This is a genomic window from Lysinibacillus sphaericus (assembly GCF_002982115.1).
GTDB classification, from domain to species: domain Bacteria; phylum Bacillota; class Bacilli; order Bacillales_A; family Planococcaceae; genus Lysinibacillus; species Lysinibacillus sphaericus.
On record NZ_CP019980.1, the window covers coordinates 2,725,523 to 2,739,865 of the forward strand.

At 37.5% G+C, this 14,343-nt stretch carries 16 protein-coding genes; 1 reads left to right on the top strand and 15 read right to left on the bottom strand.

The annotated features are described in order from the left end of the window. Positions 1–108 precede the first annotated feature (108 nt). Both LS41612_RS13815 and LS41612_RS13820 read right to left on the bottom strand, forming a co-directional pair. Positions 109–1,164 carry a DmpA family aminopeptidase gene (locus LS41612_RS13815; RefSeq protein ID WP_024363574.1) on the bottom strand — a complete coding sequence of 352 codons (1,056 nt, stop codon included), beginning with the start codon at positions 1,162–1,164 and terminating at the stop codon, positions 109–111. Between the two features lie 24 nt (positions 1,165–1,188). Continuing rightward, the gene (locus LS41612_RS13820; protein WP_024363573.1) at positions 1,189–1,881 is read right to left on the bottom strand and encodes an aspartate/glutamate racemase family protein; all 693 of its coding nucleotides are present in this window, start codon (positions 1,879–1,881) and stop codon (positions 1,189–1,191) included. A 292-nt stretch (positions 1,882–2,173) separates the two neighbouring features. Here LS41612_RS13820 and LS41612_RS13825 point away from each other — a divergent pair, with 292 nt between their 5' ends. Continuing rightward, complete coding sequence (locus LS41612_RS13825) at positions 2,174–3,571, top strand: alanine/glycine:cation symporter family protein (protein ID WP_024363572.1); 1,398 nt, start codon at positions 2,174–2,176, stop codon at positions 3,569–3,571. Positions 3,572–3,655: 84 nt separating this feature from the next. Here the strand turns inward: LS41612_RS13825 and LS41612_RS13830 are convergent, their stop codons facing one another. The 13 genes from LS41612_RS13830 to LS41612_RS13890 all read right to left on the bottom strand — a co-directional run bounded on the left by LS41612_RS13830 (position 3,656) and on the right by LS41612_RS13890 (position 13,648). Beyond that, positions 3,656–4,183, bottom strand: a complete 528-nt coding sequence (locus LS41612_RS13830) for a DUF1572 family protein (protein ID WP_024363571.1) — start codon at positions 4,181–4,183, stop codon at positions 3,656–3,658. A 232-nt stretch (positions 4,184–4,415) separates the two neighbouring features. Continuing rightward, on the bottom strand, positions 4,416–5,024 hold the full coding sequence (locus LS41612_RS13835) for an SCO family protein (protein ID WP_024363570.1): 609 nt from the start codon (positions 5,022–5,024) through the stop codon (positions 4,416–4,418). Positions 5,025–5,126: 102 nt separating this feature from the next. Continuing rightward, complete coding sequence (locus LS41612_RS13840) at positions 5,127–5,249, bottom strand: YvrJ family protein (RefSeq protein WP_080653352.1); 123 nt, start codon at positions 5,247–5,249, stop codon at positions 5,127–5,129. A gap of 73 nt (positions 5,250–5,322) precedes the next feature. Further along, a complete protein-coding gene (locus LS41612_RS13845; protein ID WP_024363569.1) occupies positions 5,323–5,544 on the bottom strand; it encodes a DUF2922 domain-containing protein in 222 nt (73 codons plus the stop codon). Positions 5,545–5,561: 17 nt separating this feature from the next. Then, positions 5,562–5,786 (bottom strand): DUF1659 domain-containing protein, encoded by a 225-nt coding sequence (locus tag LS41612_RS13850; protein ID WP_024363568.1) that lies wholly within the window; start codon positions 5,784–5,786, stop codon positions 5,562–5,564. A gap of 257 nt (positions 5,787–6,043) precedes the next feature. After that, positions 6,044–6,820: a sulfite exporter TauE/SafE family protein gene (locus LS41612_RS13855; RefSeq protein WP_024363567.1), complete on the bottom strand. Its 777-nt coding sequence runs from the start codon at positions 6,818–6,820 to the stop codon at positions 6,044–6,046. A 264-nt stretch (positions 6,821–7,084) separates the two neighbouring features. After that, positions 7,085–7,720, bottom strand: coding sequence for a response regulator transcription factor (locus tag LS41612_RS13860; protein ID WP_024363566.1), 636 nt, complete (start codon positions 7,718–7,720; stop codon positions 7,085–7,087). After that, on the bottom strand, positions 7,713–8,747 hold the full coding sequence (locus LS41612_RS13865) for an ATP-binding protein (protein ID WP_024363565.1): 1,035 nt from the start codon (positions 8,745–8,747) through the stop codon (positions 7,713–7,715). Before LS41612_RS13865 ends, LS41612_RS13860 begins: the two co-directional genes overlap by 8 nt. Before the next feature lie 3 nt (positions 8,748–8,750). Next, entirely contained in the window at positions 8,751–9,116 is a 366-nt protein-coding gene (locus LS41612_RS13870; RefSeq protein ID WP_024363564.1) for a rhodanese-like domain-containing protein, read from the bottom strand. 54 nt (positions 9,117–9,170) lie between these two features. Then, a complete protein-coding gene (locus LS41612_RS13875; RefSeq protein ID WP_024363563.1) occupies positions 9,171–10,565 on the bottom strand; it encodes an MBL fold metallo-hydrolase in 1,395 nt (464 codons plus the stop codon). Positions 10,566–10,579: 14 nt separating this feature from the next. Beyond that, a complete protein-coding gene (locus LS41612_RS13880; protein WP_024363562.1) occupies positions 10,580–11,119 on the bottom strand; it encodes a helical membrane plugin domain-containing protein in 540 nt (179 codons plus the stop codon). 16 nt (positions 11,120–11,135) lie between these two features. Beyond that, on the bottom strand, positions 11,136–12,329 hold the full coding sequence (locus tag LS41612_RS13885; protein ID WP_105928913.1) for an NAD(P)/FAD-dependent oxidoreductase: 1,194 nt from the start codon (positions 12,327–12,329) through the stop codon (positions 11,136–11,138). 437 nt (positions 12,330–12,766) lie between these two features. Beyond that, positions 12,767–13,648 carry a cation diffusion facilitator family transporter gene (locus LS41612_RS13890; protein WP_024363560.1) on the bottom strand — a complete coding sequence of 294 codons (882 nt, stop codon included), beginning with the start codon at positions 13,646–13,648 and terminating at the stop codon, positions 12,767–12,769. Positions 13,649–14,343 lie beyond the last annotated feature (695 nt).

Genomic DNA, 14,343 nt, shown 5'->3' on the forward strand with positions numbered 1-14,343 from the left:
AGGTGTATTTACACTAAAAAGAAAACACTATAGAGACTTTTTTTGGCAAGCGTTCAACATGTAAACAAAAAAGCTATTGAAACATTTGAATGTTCAATAGCTTTTCGTTTATTTTTTAAATGAATAGGCTTCTACTACGTGTCCGTCTCGACCCGTTGTTGTTTGCCCTTGTGATAGGGAATTTAAAATAGCTTCTTCTGTTGCTTCCGCAGCAGCGGTAAATAAATGATTCATAATAGGATGATCTTCACGTAGCTGTATACGTGTCTCCAAATGTTGGGACGAATGATGCGCAATATGGTGTGCCGTTGTAAAGCCGATGACAATATCACCACTTCCATGAGAAAAATGGCTACCTGTTCGTCCAAGCCCTATACCACAACGTTTAATAACACGTGTTAATTGGCGACTACTAAGCGGTGCATCTGTTGCTAACACAATAATAATGGAACCATCTGTTGGTGAGAACGCAGCATTGCTATTAGAATTTGGCAGATTGTAACGCTCAGCTATAAACTCTGAGCTATGACCGAAATTACTTAGCACGATAATCCCCACCGTATAGCTAATTTTATCTTGTTCTAGAGTCACTATGCGCGATGCAGAACCTATTCCGCCCTTATAGCCGAAACAAATCATGCCTTTTCCCGCTCCAACTGCACCTTCTTTAGCGGTATTTTCGGACGCATTACAAATTGCTTGGAGCGCGTGCTCTGGTGTGATCGGGCAAGCTCGAATCGAATTTAAATAACTATCATTACATTCCCCAACAACCAAATTAATTGTCCCTGTAGAAAGACCAATATCCTGATTAGTATTTAACATATATTGCAATGTTCCTTGCGTTACTGCGGGCACCCCAAACGTATTTGTTAGCATAATAGGAGCTTCAATAACACCTAGTTCATTGACTTGCACGAGTCCTGTCGTTTTGCCGAAACCATTTAGCACATAACTAGCACCTGTAACTTTTTGTTGAAACAAATTGCCACCATGTGGTAGAATCGCCGTCACCCCAGTACATGCAAATGCCCCCACATCATCTAGCTTTTCATCCAGTGTGACATGCCCAACTTGAACACCTTGTACATCCGTAATGCAATTTTTTTTACCGACTGGTAATGTGCCAATGACCATACCCAACTCCCGCACTTTTTGTGTCATTTTTTCACCCCTTCTCAATGCTTTTTACTCTTTTAATGCATGTTCTACAGCAGCAAGTGCATGAATAATAGTCGTGTCGAAAACAGGGACTTGGACATCTTCTTGTTGTATTAGTAAACCAATCTCCGTACAACCTAAAATAATTCCTTGCGCACCTGATTTCACAAGGCGCTCAATAATTTGTAAATAGTTTTCTTTTGAAGTTGGTTCAATCTTCCCTAAACATAATTCCTCATAAATAATTTGATTAACCATTGTTCGTTCATCCGCGTTTGGCACCATTACATTTATGCCAAACTGTTCAATTCTATGTTTATAAAAATCTTGCTCCATTGTATATTTTGTGCCAAGCAACGCAATCGTTTGCAGACCAGCCTGTTGAATTTGAACGGCTGTTGCATCGGCAATATGTAAAATTGGAATAGTCAAACGCGCTTCCATAAATTCTATGACCTTATGCATTGTATTCGTACAGATCACAATGAAATCGGCACCTGCTTTTTCTAAAGACCAAGCAGCCTCTCCTAGTATTTCTCCTGCATTTTGCCATTGTTCATTTGCTTGATAGTATTCAATTTCTTGAAAATCGACACTATATAAAATGCATTTTGCCGAATGTAAACCACCCAATTGTTGCTTCACTTGCTCATTTAGAAGGCGATAATACATAGCTGAAGATTCCCAGCTCATACCACCAATTAAGCCAATCGTTTTCACATCATCCACTCCCTATTCTATTAATCGTCATTTTTAAATAAACTGCTCTCGATACATTTTCATGTATTCAAATTAAAGGTATAAAAGAAAAAGCAAGTTGAATACTAATTTAGAAATAGTATTGTGTTACCACAACGGTGAACTGTATCCATTTTACCTTTTCTATATATTACCACCACACAGCAAATCATTTCGAGAAAAATATCTTTTTATTATTAAGAATTTTTAAAAATTTGATATTTTATAAAAAAAGAGTGTAGACTAAAACTTATTAAAAAAAGGAGGAATATAAATGGAGTGGATATCAAATATAGTAGATAATACAAATAATATTCTATGGACGTATCTTTTAATCATATTATTATTAGCTGCTGGATTATATTTTTCATTTGGCTCTAAATTTGTACAAGTACGTCTTTTCCCAGAAATGTTTCGTTTAATAACAGAAAAAAGAGATGGTGAGTCGGGGGTTTCTCCGTTCCAAGCTTTCACGATTAGCGCAGCGTCTCGTGTAGGTACGGGTAATATAACAGGTGTTGCACTTGCTATAGGTGTCGGTGGTCCTGGTGCCGTATTTTGGATGTGGATTATTGCCATTCTTGGTATGGCAACCGCTTTTATTGAAAGTACACTTGCTCAAGTGTATAAAGTAAAAGACGGCGATACTTTTCGTGGTGGCCCTGCCTATTATATAGAAAAGGCATTAGGTCATAGAAAGTTAGGGATTGTTTTTAGTATCCTTTTAACATTAAGCTTTGGCTTTATTTTTAACGCAGTACAGTCTAATACGATTGCGACTTCTGTAGGTGAAGCATTTAATATTAGACCTTTTATTATCGGCATTGTATTAGTAGTGTTAACGGCTATGATCATTTTCGGTGGTGTACATAGAATTGTTAAATTTACACAAGTAATTGTACCTGTAATGGCCGTCTTTTATTTACTCGTTGCACTTTATGTCGTTGTAACAAATTTAGGGGAAATCCCAACCGTGTTTAAACTTATTTTCTCTCAAGCGTTCGGTCTTCAAGAAGCTGCAGGCGGTGCCATTGGAGTAGCCATTATGCAAGGTGTTCGTCGAGGCTTATTTTCCAATGAAGCTGGTATGGGGAGTGTGCCGAATGCAGCAGCAACTGCCAATACATCACATCCTGCTAAACAAGGACTTGTGCAAAGTTTAGGCGTATTTTTTGATACAATTATGATTTGTTCTGCCACTGCTTTCATCATAATTTTGGCAGGCTTATACAAAACAGGTGAAAGTAACGGTATCGTCCTTACGCAAAATTCGTTAGCAGTGCATGTTGGAGATTGGGCTCCTTATTTTATCGCCATTAGTATTATTTTCTTCGCATTCAGTTCTGTTATTGGTAACTATTATTACGGTGAATCCAATATTGAGTTTATCAATGCTCATAAAAGCTGGATGACCGTTTATCGTCTACTGGTGCTGGCCATGGTAATGTTCGGCTCCGTAGCACAAGTTCAACTTGTTTGGAACTTAGCGGATTTATTTATGGGTCTTATGGCGCTCATCAATATTACGGTAATTATGATACTTGGTAAAATAGCTTTCCGTGTATTAGATGATTTTACACTACAACGAAAAGCAGGAAAAAATCCTGTATTTTACGCAAAGTCCATCCCAGGTTTGAAAAATACAGACTGTTGGGAAGATCATCGCTCATAAGAAAACGCCATTCCCTCAAGGATTCCTTGAAGGAATGGCGCTTTTTTTGGTGCCTGACACCCAAACAATTTTGAAAATTAAAAATTAGCTTTTTTTCATCGCTTCTGTAAATAGCTGCGATTGCCCTCTTGGAATACTCAATGTTTTCCATTCTTTCCCTTTTATTTGCTTCCCAACATAGATAATTTGCCCAACATGTGCTGCATAATGTGCCATCTGTCTTTCTATCGCATCAATCACTGTATGTTGTTGCCCTCTTATGAAGACATGTGCCATTAAATCCATCTCGGTTAAGCTTAGTAGTGAATCTAAGAAGACTTGCCAACCCTTTTCCCAAATAGTTAGTAGCTCTTCTTTAGTATCAATACTATCAATAAATTCTTCATCACGATTTCTTGTTGTTTTTTCTCCATCTGTCGTTAAAAAGTCTGTCCATCTTGAAATCATGTTGCCACTTACATGTTTGACAATGACTGCAATACTATTGGACTCTTCATTGAAAGCCCAGTGCAATTGCTCAATATCTAATTGTGCGATCGCTTTATCACCGTCCGCTTTAATCGTTTTAAATCTTTCTCGTACAGCTTTTAAATATGTTTCACCTATGCTCATTTCTAACTACCTCCCCCTTGTGCCAGTCACCCAAACAATTCCCAATTCTCAAACTATTTCTCTGTGGATACAAGTTAATACCCGCGGAAAGCATGGTATTACCCGCGATTTACCACTGAATACCCGCGAAAAATCATGAAATACCCGCGATTTAACCTTAAATACCCGCGAAGTATTGTCATCATGCTACAAAAAAGCTAGTGCTATGTCAATGTAGCACTAGCTTATCATGTTATAAGTTTTCATCTATATACGTTTCTAAATCCGAAACAATTGTATCGATTGGAACATCGTTTGCATCTTTTGCGTATCCGTCATATTGTTTTACAAGAATTCCGTCTTTATCCACTAAGAAAAACTGAATACCGTGGATTACTTGATCTGAATTCGGATCGTCTTTGACAAGTAATTTTGTTGATTTCACTGCATATTGCTCAATATATGACTGTGAATATCCTGTAAGGAGATTCCATTTAGATTCGTCAGGTACAGTGTATCTCGTTAAATAATCAGCTAGTACTTCCGGCGTATCCACCTCAGGGTCTACTGAAAAAGCGACAATATTATAATCCTCTATCCCTTTTTTCTTCAGCTTTTCTTGCACTTGCGTCATGTTAAACGTCATTGGTGGACAAACTGAATTACAATTCGTAAATATATACATGCCCAACCAAGGTTTCCCTTTTAAACTGTCTAGTGAAACAGGTTCTCCTCGTTGGTTAATATGTTCAAAATCCTGCATTTCCAAACTATAATCAGCTTTAAACTTTGCGTTCCCGCATGCACTAAGTACAGTTACTAAAGTCAATAGTAGTACAAACCACATTACTTTATTTTTCATCTTTACACACTCCCTACTTACACTACCCCCATCTTATCGAATGATGTAAGCGTTGACAACCACCTGTCGTGACAGCTTTCGTACATCTTTGTGAAGTCAACTTCACTTAAGTGAAACAATCACATCATGAATCGCATCAAGCTTAACCTCTACTCGATGTAATAAGTAAAACGACATGAGGATAGGAAAACCAATATCAGATAACATTGTCAGCCATTGTTCCATACTGCCCTCTCCTTTCGACATGCTTTGCTTGTCTTAAAAATGGTCTTTGCAACAACTGCAAAGACCATGTCATTCATTCGTTCATGTTAAACGCTGAAACTTGACGATCAATCATACGTGCACCTTTTATGCCAACAAAAGCACCTGCTTGTCCACCAAATACATTACTCATAATGATTGTTTGCATCACTTGTTGAATTTCAGCAGATGTAACATGTGGCTTCGGTGCATCAATGGCAATCGTCGCCGTTTTTCCTAATGCTGTATGAAATTGCAACTCTAAAACTTTTGCCATCAGTCCTACCTCCTTTTTTATTGTAATGACGACAATTCTGTTATTTCTTGCTTACTAATACTGTCAAGTGGCTTTGATGAAAGACTCGCAATCGCTTTCGCTACCGTTACTAACGCTGTTGGTGTATGCGTGTCGTTTACATTACGGTAGGTTTTAATTACAAATTTCGGCTTATTTGTTTCAGTATGTCCCACCACATACTTTAAGCGAAGTGATGCATCTAATAATTGGGTTTTTGCCATCCGTAACACCCCCTTTCTACACAATATATACAGCTATTTGTAAAAATAGGGACATGTTTCACTTGAAAACTTAACGTAGAAAGCCATCAACGACTGGGATAGGCATCGAGCAGTCCGCTCCTACCTGAAAAAACGCTTTTTCCACCTTCATTATTCCTACATAAAAAAAGCCCAGATACTCATATCTAATGAGCATCTGGTTGTGGCATCATCACCACTCGTTGCAATACGAGCATGTAATTTTTAACCTTCACTACTTACAAAATATCTAACCATGTTTTAATAGCTGTACCTAAAATTAATACTGCTAAAATTGCTTGTAGTGCTTTTGTATTGAGCTTGCCACCTATTTTTGCGCCAAGTGGAGCTGCAAGTAAACTTGCCACAATCATGATTGCTGCTGGCCCATAGTCGATTTGACCTGTCATAATTTTCCCTACTGTTCCACCGATTGATGAAATAAATGTTATCGCTAAGCTAGTGGCAATCGTCATACGTGTTGGGATTTTCAAGACAACAAGTAAGATTGGTACTAATAAAAATCCACCTGCTGCTCCAACAATCCCTGAACCAATCCCTACGACAAACGCTAAACCCGCTGCTAATGGTTTACTAAATGTAATCTGATCTAACTGCTTATCGTCAATTTGCTTTTTCGGAATAAACATCATAACAGCAGCAATTAAGGCTAAAACACCATATACAATATTTACTGCTGCTTCTGGTAACATGCTCGATCCAAAACTACCGATAAAGCTACCTATTAAAATTGCCGTACCCATAGTAAGAATTAGCGATTTGTTTAAATAGCCACTTTTGCGATATGCCCATACTCCTGCAATCGATGCAAAAAACACTTGAATAGCACTAATACCGGATACTTCATGTGCACTGAAAGCTGCTAACCCAAATAATGGTGGAATATATAAAAGCATAGGGTATTTAATAATGGATCCCCCAACGCCTACCATTCCTGATACGAATGATCCGACAAAACCAATTAAAAATATGACAACGATGAATGAAAACTCCATCGTCACACCTTCTTTCTACCTTATTTTCTTTAAGTATAGAGTGTGAATTGCTTTAAAAATATAGGGGGAAGCCCCTATCCTTCAGAAGAAAAGGCGATTATTTATTGTCGATAAGAGGAGGAAAACGATAGATATAACTCCCTAGCATAGAAAAAGCGATAAAGCAGATTGCTTTATCGCTCAGGGAAGATATATAGAAGGTTGTTCCATTACAAAACGTCAGACTTTAGAAAGAAAAAGACTTTATTGGGCAGCCCACGTATGCTACGTAATATACTTATTTGTAATACCGTATTGAATAAGCTCTGCCTTGCTTTTTAAATTTAGCTTTTGCATAATGTTGGCTTTATGGTTTTCTACCGTTTTAGCACTAATAAATAGCTTTTCTGAAATTTGCATATTCGTAAATCCTAAAATGGTTAATCGAACAATTTCCTGCTCACGTGTAGATAAGATATCGGCATTGTTTTTACCTTTTTTCTTAAATAACTTTTCTAGTTGACCTTTTGGTAAGCCCACTTCATAGTAGCGACGGCCTGTATAGACACTTTGAATCGCTTCGTACATTTCGCCACCTTGACTATTTTTTAAAATATAGCCATCTGCTCCTACTTCCATCGCTTGTTGAATATAGGCTATCTCATTATGCATTGTCAGCATAATTATTTTTGTGTCAGGTAAATTTTTTTTAATTTCCTTTGTCGCAGTAAATCCGTCCAACCCATTTGGAATTGATATATCCATTAAAATCACATTCGGCTCAGTCTGGTAGGCAAGCTGAATCGCCTCTTCTCCATCACTTGCCTCTCCTACAACTGTCATATCTGAATAATTCCCTAAAAGGAGCGCAATGCCCTTCCGTATTAAAACATGGTCATCGACAAGTAATATTTTAATCATATTGCGGCCTCCATCTTGGAATGACGATATCGATACATGTCCCTTGTCCTACTTTGGACAGAATTGAACAAGTACCACCCAACTGATCGACCCGTTCCTCCATATGCTTTAACCCTAACCCTGCATTTTGAATCTTGTCCCGTTCAAAGCCAATCCCATTATCTTGAATGGTCATATAAATATGCGTATTGTCCTTTTTAATATGGATATGCACTTGGGTTGCTTTTGCATATTTAATAATATTATGCAATGCTTCTTGTGTAATTCGATATAAATTAATCTCAACTGCTGGGTCACATCGATCAAGACCACGTGTCGTTAATTGAATATCTAAACCCGTTATTTGTTTTTTTATCGCATCAATTGTCGCCTGAATAGTCGGCTCTAAGCCTAATTGGTCTAAACTGTGCGGTCGTAATTGGTGAGAGTATGCGTTAATGTCATTCATAACTTTTTGCAGTTCCGCACGCACCTCGGAAATATACTCATTCAACTGCGCATTATCTTGTACAAAAGATTCAATCGCTTGTAGCGCAATAGATACCGAAAATAAAGATTGGCCAACTCCATCATGTAGTTCTTGTGCTAAGCGTTTATGTTCTGATTCCTTTGCTTCGATTAATGCTCGAATCATTTTTTTATTAATGGCAGCCTCTTGTGCTTTTTTTAATGTTTCCTGATCACGTAAGACAAGTAAATATTCTGTTTCCCCTGTATTTTCATTAGCATAAATAGCGGCTGTGCTCATTTCGACATCAATCTTTCGACCATGATAAATGGGCATTTCCGATAAAAATGAAGGCACTTCATTGTTTGCAATTAAATAGCATGTTGGTTCACTCTGCTCCCTTTTACGAGTCATACAATAAGAACAATACGGCACAAAATCACCTTTTTGCCAACCAGTTAAGCGTTGTGCAGCAGGGTTCATCATAATGATTTCCCTGCTTTCCTTCATAATAATAATCCCATCTTGAATATGCTCATAAATTTGCTGTAAATACTCATTTTGTAGCTGGGAATGCATACTTTACACCTCCTTATACATCATTCCTTTTATTTTACACGGTCTTTTCATCATCGTGTAGCTATTTACACTATACCCTTTTTTTCGTAAAAAGCGGCTAGCCAGATTTAAATCCATTTGACTCTCTACTATCAGATGGACAGGGCGATTTTCGATTTGTTTATAAAAACGTGGTAAATAGCCGTATGGAATATGCTTACTATTATAAACTAAACAGCCGGTTGTATTGTAATCCCGTACATCAAGTATTTGATGTCCTTCAGCTACTTGACGGTACGGTATATCTTTTACCTGTTTGACAGGGACAAAACGAATATAATAAGCCCGTACTAAAACAATGGCTAGGGCAACAATTAGAAAAATGATCATAGAAACCTCCAAAAAGAGTGCCTCACATGGAAGGCACTCTTTGCACTAATTACTTTATTTTACTTCTTTCACCCATTGACCGTAGCCGCCAGTCATATTGACTAAATTGTGGAAGCCATTTGCTTTTAATACACTTGCTGCAATGGCTGAACGACCACCTGCTTGACATTGAACAATGAGTTTTTTATTTGGTACTTCGTCTAAACGATTTTTTAATGTACCAACCATTATGTGCTGTGCACCTTCAATATGTTCTTCATTATATTCTGTCAGATTACGCACATCTAATACAGCTACATCTTCTGTGTCCATCATCGCTTTTGCCTCAGAAGGTGTAATATTTTCATATGAATCTAGTTCATTCGCTTGCTCAATCATCGCTTCTACATCGGCATAACCTAGTACTTGGTCAATACCGATTGAGCGAAGTGCAATTAACATGTCTGGCATTTGAGCAGGGTTAGCAAGTAAATATAACGGTTCCTTGTAGTTAACAATCCAGCCCATCCAGTTTGTGAAGGAGTTATTAAATGGCACGTTCATCGTTCCTTTAATATGTCCTTGTGAGAAGGCTTGAGCATCTCGCGTATCTACTACTTGCTGACCAGCTGCAATCAGGCCTTCAATTTCTTCAACAGTAGTAATGGCTTTTACCTCTGGTAAATTTTTAATTAACTCAATGCCAATTTTATTAACTGATTTCATCACTGCAAAGTAATAAGGTGGTTCTGGTTGACCATCTAATAAAGCTTTCACAAAGTCTGGCTCGTTGTCGAATTGCATTGCCCAGTTGAATTGTTTTTCATAGCCTACTGTTGTCGATGGTACTGCACCAAGTGCTTTCCCACATGCGCTACCTGCACCGTGTGCTGGCCATACTTGTAAATAGTCTGGTAATTGTTTAAAGCGCTCTACAGATGTATACATCACTTTTGCTCCTGCATCAGCAGTCCCTTTAATACCAGCTGCTTTTTCTAATAAGTCTGGTCGGCCAATATCCCCCGCAAATACAAAGTCACCTGTAAATATTCCAATTGGTTTATCTGCTGCTGCACCATCTGTTAATAGGAATGAAATAGATTCTGGCGTATGACCTGGCGTATGCATCACTTCGAAAGTAAGTTTACCAAGTTCAAATTTGTCACCATCTTTTAATAGTACGTGTTGAATGCCATCTAAGTTTTGATATTTCCAGTTTTCATCGCCTTCATCGGAAATGTAAAACGTAGCACCAAAACGATCAGCTAATTCACGAGAACCTGCTACAAAGTCAGCATGGATATGCGTTTCTAATGCTCCAACGATTTTCATATTTTCCTTTTCAGCTACTTGGATGTATGGCTCAATGTTGCGCATTGGATCCACAATCACTGCCTCGCCTTTTCGTTGACAACCTACCATGTAAGAAGCATGTGCTAATTTTTCATCATAGAAATAACGTAATAACATAAAATTCTCTCCTTTTAATTGGATTGTTTATTTAAAATTTGGATTGTTGCTTGTACATATTTCAGTGACTTTTGAACACTCGGGTCTTTTAACCACTTCATAATCGTAAAGAGTTTAATTGGTTCAGTTGTTGCTTCTGCTTGTTGTTGTATATCTTTGACGAGCGAGTATCCTTGTTTTCCTTTTTCTACAATCGGTTCTGTGTAAGATTTAATACTTGCTGTCGCATAATCAATTGTTTGCTGATCGGCTAACACAGCTGTTACAAAATCCACTATATCCTCTAACTGATTGATCATTTGTAAAAGCTTCGGCAATTTTTCTAGTAAGCCAACTAATGCTTCCACCGTTTCGAGATTTACGTTATAGCTTCGTACAAGTTCATCATATTTTTGAATGGATTGCTGATCTTGCAATACCGCTTGTCCAAAACTTACAACATTCCCGATGGCTTGTAAGTTTTTTTCATATGTTGGCAATTGACGTAGCAATGATACGAGCGCTGCTTCAATATCCGGCTGCTTTAGTTGCTCTAGTAACGGATTCGTTTCCATCACACATGCCTCCTTTCTACATCGTTCCTTTTAACATGCCATCCCAATACATGATTGGTAATAAATCTTTTTTCATCATATACATGCTTGCACGTTCCACTGCTTGGTTAAATGGCATCGATTCAGCAGGCTCTTTTTTATAGTCGAACTCTGCTAAAATTAGCTTGTTGTAGCCTGTCACGATTGGACAAGACGAATAACCGTTATATGTGTTGTCCATTGTTTGATTGCGCATACATGCCACAACATTTTCAGCTACCACAGGTGCTTGTTTGCGAATGGCTGCTCCCGTTTTAGAGGTTGGCAAGTTTGCACAGTCGCCAATGCCAAAAACGTTTGCATATTTCTTATGTTGCAATGTATACATATCCACATCAACCCAACCATTGTCATCCGCTAAAGGGCTGTTCGCAATAAATTTAGGTGCATTCATATAAGGTGTGACGTGAATCATGTCATATTTCAATTGCTCTTTTGCGCCAGTATCTAGATTTTCAAAAATGGCGATTTTTTCATCCGCTTTAATCTCAATTAGGTTACGTCTGAATCGTGCATCAATTTGTTTGCGTTCCACTACTTTTTCTAACGCTTCACGGTATTTCAGTACATCAAAAATGGCTGGATTGGCAGAACCAAATACAACTTGCATATTTTGACGAACACCTGTTTTTCGGAAGTAATCTTCTGCTAAATGCATAATTTTTTGTGGCGCACCACCGCATTTTACAGGTGAATTTGGGTGTGTAAATAAGGCGGTACCCGATTTTAAATTGCGTATCGTTTCCCAAGTATAATCAACATGTTCAAATGAATAGTTACTGCAAACAGATTTTGTACCAAGTGCTTCTTTTAAGCCTTTAATGGCACCCCAGTTAATTTCAATCCCTGCTGCTACAACTAAGTAATCATATGAAATAGATGTTTGATCTCCTAGGATGACTTCGTTTTGTTCAGGTTTAAATTCAAGTACGGGTTGTTGGATCCATACTGCACCTTCTGGAATAAGAGATTCCATAGAACGTTCAGAATCTTCTTTTTTAGCAGCGCCTCCACCAACTAACGTCCATAACGGTTGATAATAATGTTTTGAGGCTGGATCTATTATCGCCACTTCATGATTGAGGCTTGGCGATTTTCGTAATAAGCGGGCAGCAACAGATATACCAGCTGTTCCCCCACCAACAATGACAATTTTGAAAGAATTTTTCATGCTTCTTCCTTCTTTCTGCATTTTGTGTTTGAAACTTACACTCTCATCATAGTGAAATCTATATGTAAAAAATATAGGGGTTTTCCCCTAAACAATGATTGTTTTAAAGGAAAACCCCTAATTTTAGTTGTGGATGTAACTTTTAAGGCAATTCAAACACTATTCACTAAAGAAGTGGATTACGCTATTGTCCATTAAGATGTTCTCAGCATCGGGTGAAACAACAGTTGATGCATTCAACCAACAGCAAGTATTCTACACAAACGCATAGAAGTGCAAATACGGCTTACAATAAGGAGGATCGGATACAAAATGTGCAATCGTTATTTGAAAAACGCTATCATTCAGTAAGTATACGCTGATTAGTTTGACCTCTTGAATAATCTACATGGAAATTGCATTATGTAGATTCCCCATCACGTAATGACATTTCCGTTCTAATTGTTCTTTTTTTCAATCTGTATCGTCATATGATGCAATGCAAATTCGTCGTGTAACAGATTTTGTATTTTCCGTAATACAATTTGTTCATCTGCTGCTTGATTCACCACTACTTGACAAGTTAAAGATGGGAAATCCATTGTAATTAACCAAATATGTAAATCGGTAATCTCTTCGACTTCCTCAACAGTCATTAACTTCGCTTTAACATCATCCGTTGGCAAATTTTCTGGAGCACTTTCCATCAAAATATTAAAGGAGTCCCGCGTAACACGATAGCCGCTAATAATGATAAGAAACGCCACAATCATACTTGCAATAGGATCGGCTAAATTCCATTGAAAAAATAAAATAAGCAATGCTGCCGTAATAGCTCCTACAGAGCCGAGAATATCACCTAAAACATGCAAAAAAGCACTTTTTACATTGAGATTATCATTATCTCCTCGTTTAAGGATAAACGCTGCGCCAATGTTGACCAGTAAACCAAGTGTTGCAACGATTAACATACCCGTACTTGCCACGGCTGGTGGTTCTGAAAATCGGCGAAAAGCTTCATAAAAAATATAAAGCGAAATGGCAATTAACGTAAGACCATTTATAAAAGCGGCAAATATTTCAAACCGACGATAGCCATACGTTTTTCGATTTGTTACGGCTTTTTGACCAATGGATACAGCAATATAGCTTAACCCTAACGCTGCTGCGTCACTTAACATATGGCCTGCATCTGATAATAGCGCTAAACTGTTTGTCATGATGCCACCAATCACTTCGACAATCATAAACCCCGCTATAAGAAAGAAAGTCCATTTCAAGGCTATTTTATTTTTACTCCCATCCTGTTGCCCATGATTATTAAAATGTGACAAATTCATCATCCATTCTTTAATTTTTATATATTTTAAGCTGAAGCAATAGAGCAGTTGGAGACCCTCACTGTTCCATTGTGGAATTTTACCTTGCTATCATTATGCCGCTCAATGGCTCTGCTATACACTCCTTTATCTAGCAGTTTCGCTCGTCCATTCAAGTATGTTTTTTGAATAATGTTTAGAGCTGTCAAAAAAATATCATTTTGTAGACGATTTAGACAAAAATACCAGCCATTCCCTTTTAAATGAGTGGCTGGTTCTATATTTTATGGTTGGTAGCCCATTATAGAAATACTTTTTTACTACGTCTTGCGTTTTTTGATAGAAATTAATGATTTGCATGATAGATAGAATGCCTCTGACAGTCAAATACAAGCATTAGTCATTATTGTAGAAACCTTCAAGTAAGAAACAGACATACACCTTAATCTTGTGCAATAAAATTTATCTAATCTTACATTTGTATCCACCTGCACCTTACTATGTTACGATTCTTGTAGATAAAATTTTTTAGCTAGTAAAAAAAGCATTACTTTTAAGGGAGAATATGTCATGAAGAAAATAGTATTTCAATTGTTGATAATTGTAGCGTGGATATATTGTTTGGGGTATATTTTATTCGATTTCCCTACTGATCACTTTGTCATGCGGGCGGTTAAAGGTGTACTGTCTATTGTTTTTTCTTGTAGTCTACTGTT

Excerpts from the sequence above, each read along its gene's own strand:
- LS41612_RS13815 (WP_024363574.1), bottom strand. The coding sequence starts at position 1,164 with ATGACACAAAAAGTGCGGGAGTTGGGTATGGTCATTGGCACATTACCA.
- LS41612_RS13825 (WP_024363572.1), top strand. The coding sequence starts at position 2,174 with ATGGAGTGGATATCAAATATAGTAGATAATACAAATAATATTCTATGG.
- LS41612_RS13830 (WP_024363571.1), bottom strand. The coding sequence starts at position 4,183 with ATGAGCATAGGTGAAACATATTTAAAAGCTGTACGAGAAAGATTTAAA.
- LS41612_RS13835 (WP_024363570.1), bottom strand. The coding sequence starts at position 5,024 with ATGAAAAATAAAGTAATGTGGTTTGTACTACTATTGACTTTAGTAACT.
- LS41612_RS13840 (WP_080653352.1), bottom strand. The coding sequence starts at position 5,249 with ATGGAACAATGGCTGACAATGTTATCTGATATTGGTTTTCCTATCCTC.
- LS41612_RS13845 (WP_024363569.1), bottom strand. The coding sequence starts at position 5,544 with ATGGCAAAAGTTTTAGAGTTGCAATTTCATACAGCATTAGGAAAAACG.
- LS41612_RS13850 (WP_024363568.1), bottom strand. The coding sequence starts at position 5,786 with ATGGCAAAAACCCAATTATTAGATGCATCACTTCGCTTAAAGTATGTG.
- LS41612_RS13855 (WP_024363567.1), bottom strand. The coding sequence starts at position 6,820 with ATGGAGTTTTCATTCATCGTTGTCATATTTTTAATTGGTTTTGTCGGA.
- LS41612_RS13860 (WP_024363566.1), bottom strand. The coding sequence starts at position 7,720 with ATGATTAAAATATTACTTGTCGATGACCATGTTTTAATACGGAAGGGC.
- LS41612_RS13865 (WP_024363565.1), bottom strand. The coding sequence starts at position 8,747 with ATGCATTCCCAGCTACAAAATGAGTATTTACAGCAAATTTATGAGCAT.
- LS41612_RS13870 (WP_024363564.1), bottom strand. The coding sequence starts at position 9,116 with ATGATCATTTTTCTAATTGTTGCCCTAGCCATTGTTTTAGTACGGGCT.
- LS41612_RS13875 (WP_024363563.1), bottom strand. The coding sequence starts at position 10,565 with ATGTTATTACGTTATTTCTATGATGAAAAATTAGCACATGCTTCTTAC.
- LS41612_RS13880 (WP_024363562.1), bottom strand. The coding sequence starts at position 11,119 with ATGGAAACGAATCCGTTACTAGAGCAACTAAAGCAGCCGGATATTGAA.
- LS41612_RS13885 (WP_105928913.1), bottom strand. The coding sequence starts at position 12,329 with ATGAAAAATTCTTTCAAAATTGTCATTGTTGGTGGGGGAACAGCTGGT.
- LS41612_RS13890 (WP_024363560.1), bottom strand. The coding sequence starts at position 13,648 with ATGAATTTGTCACATTTTAATAATCATGGGCAACAGGATGGGAGTAAA.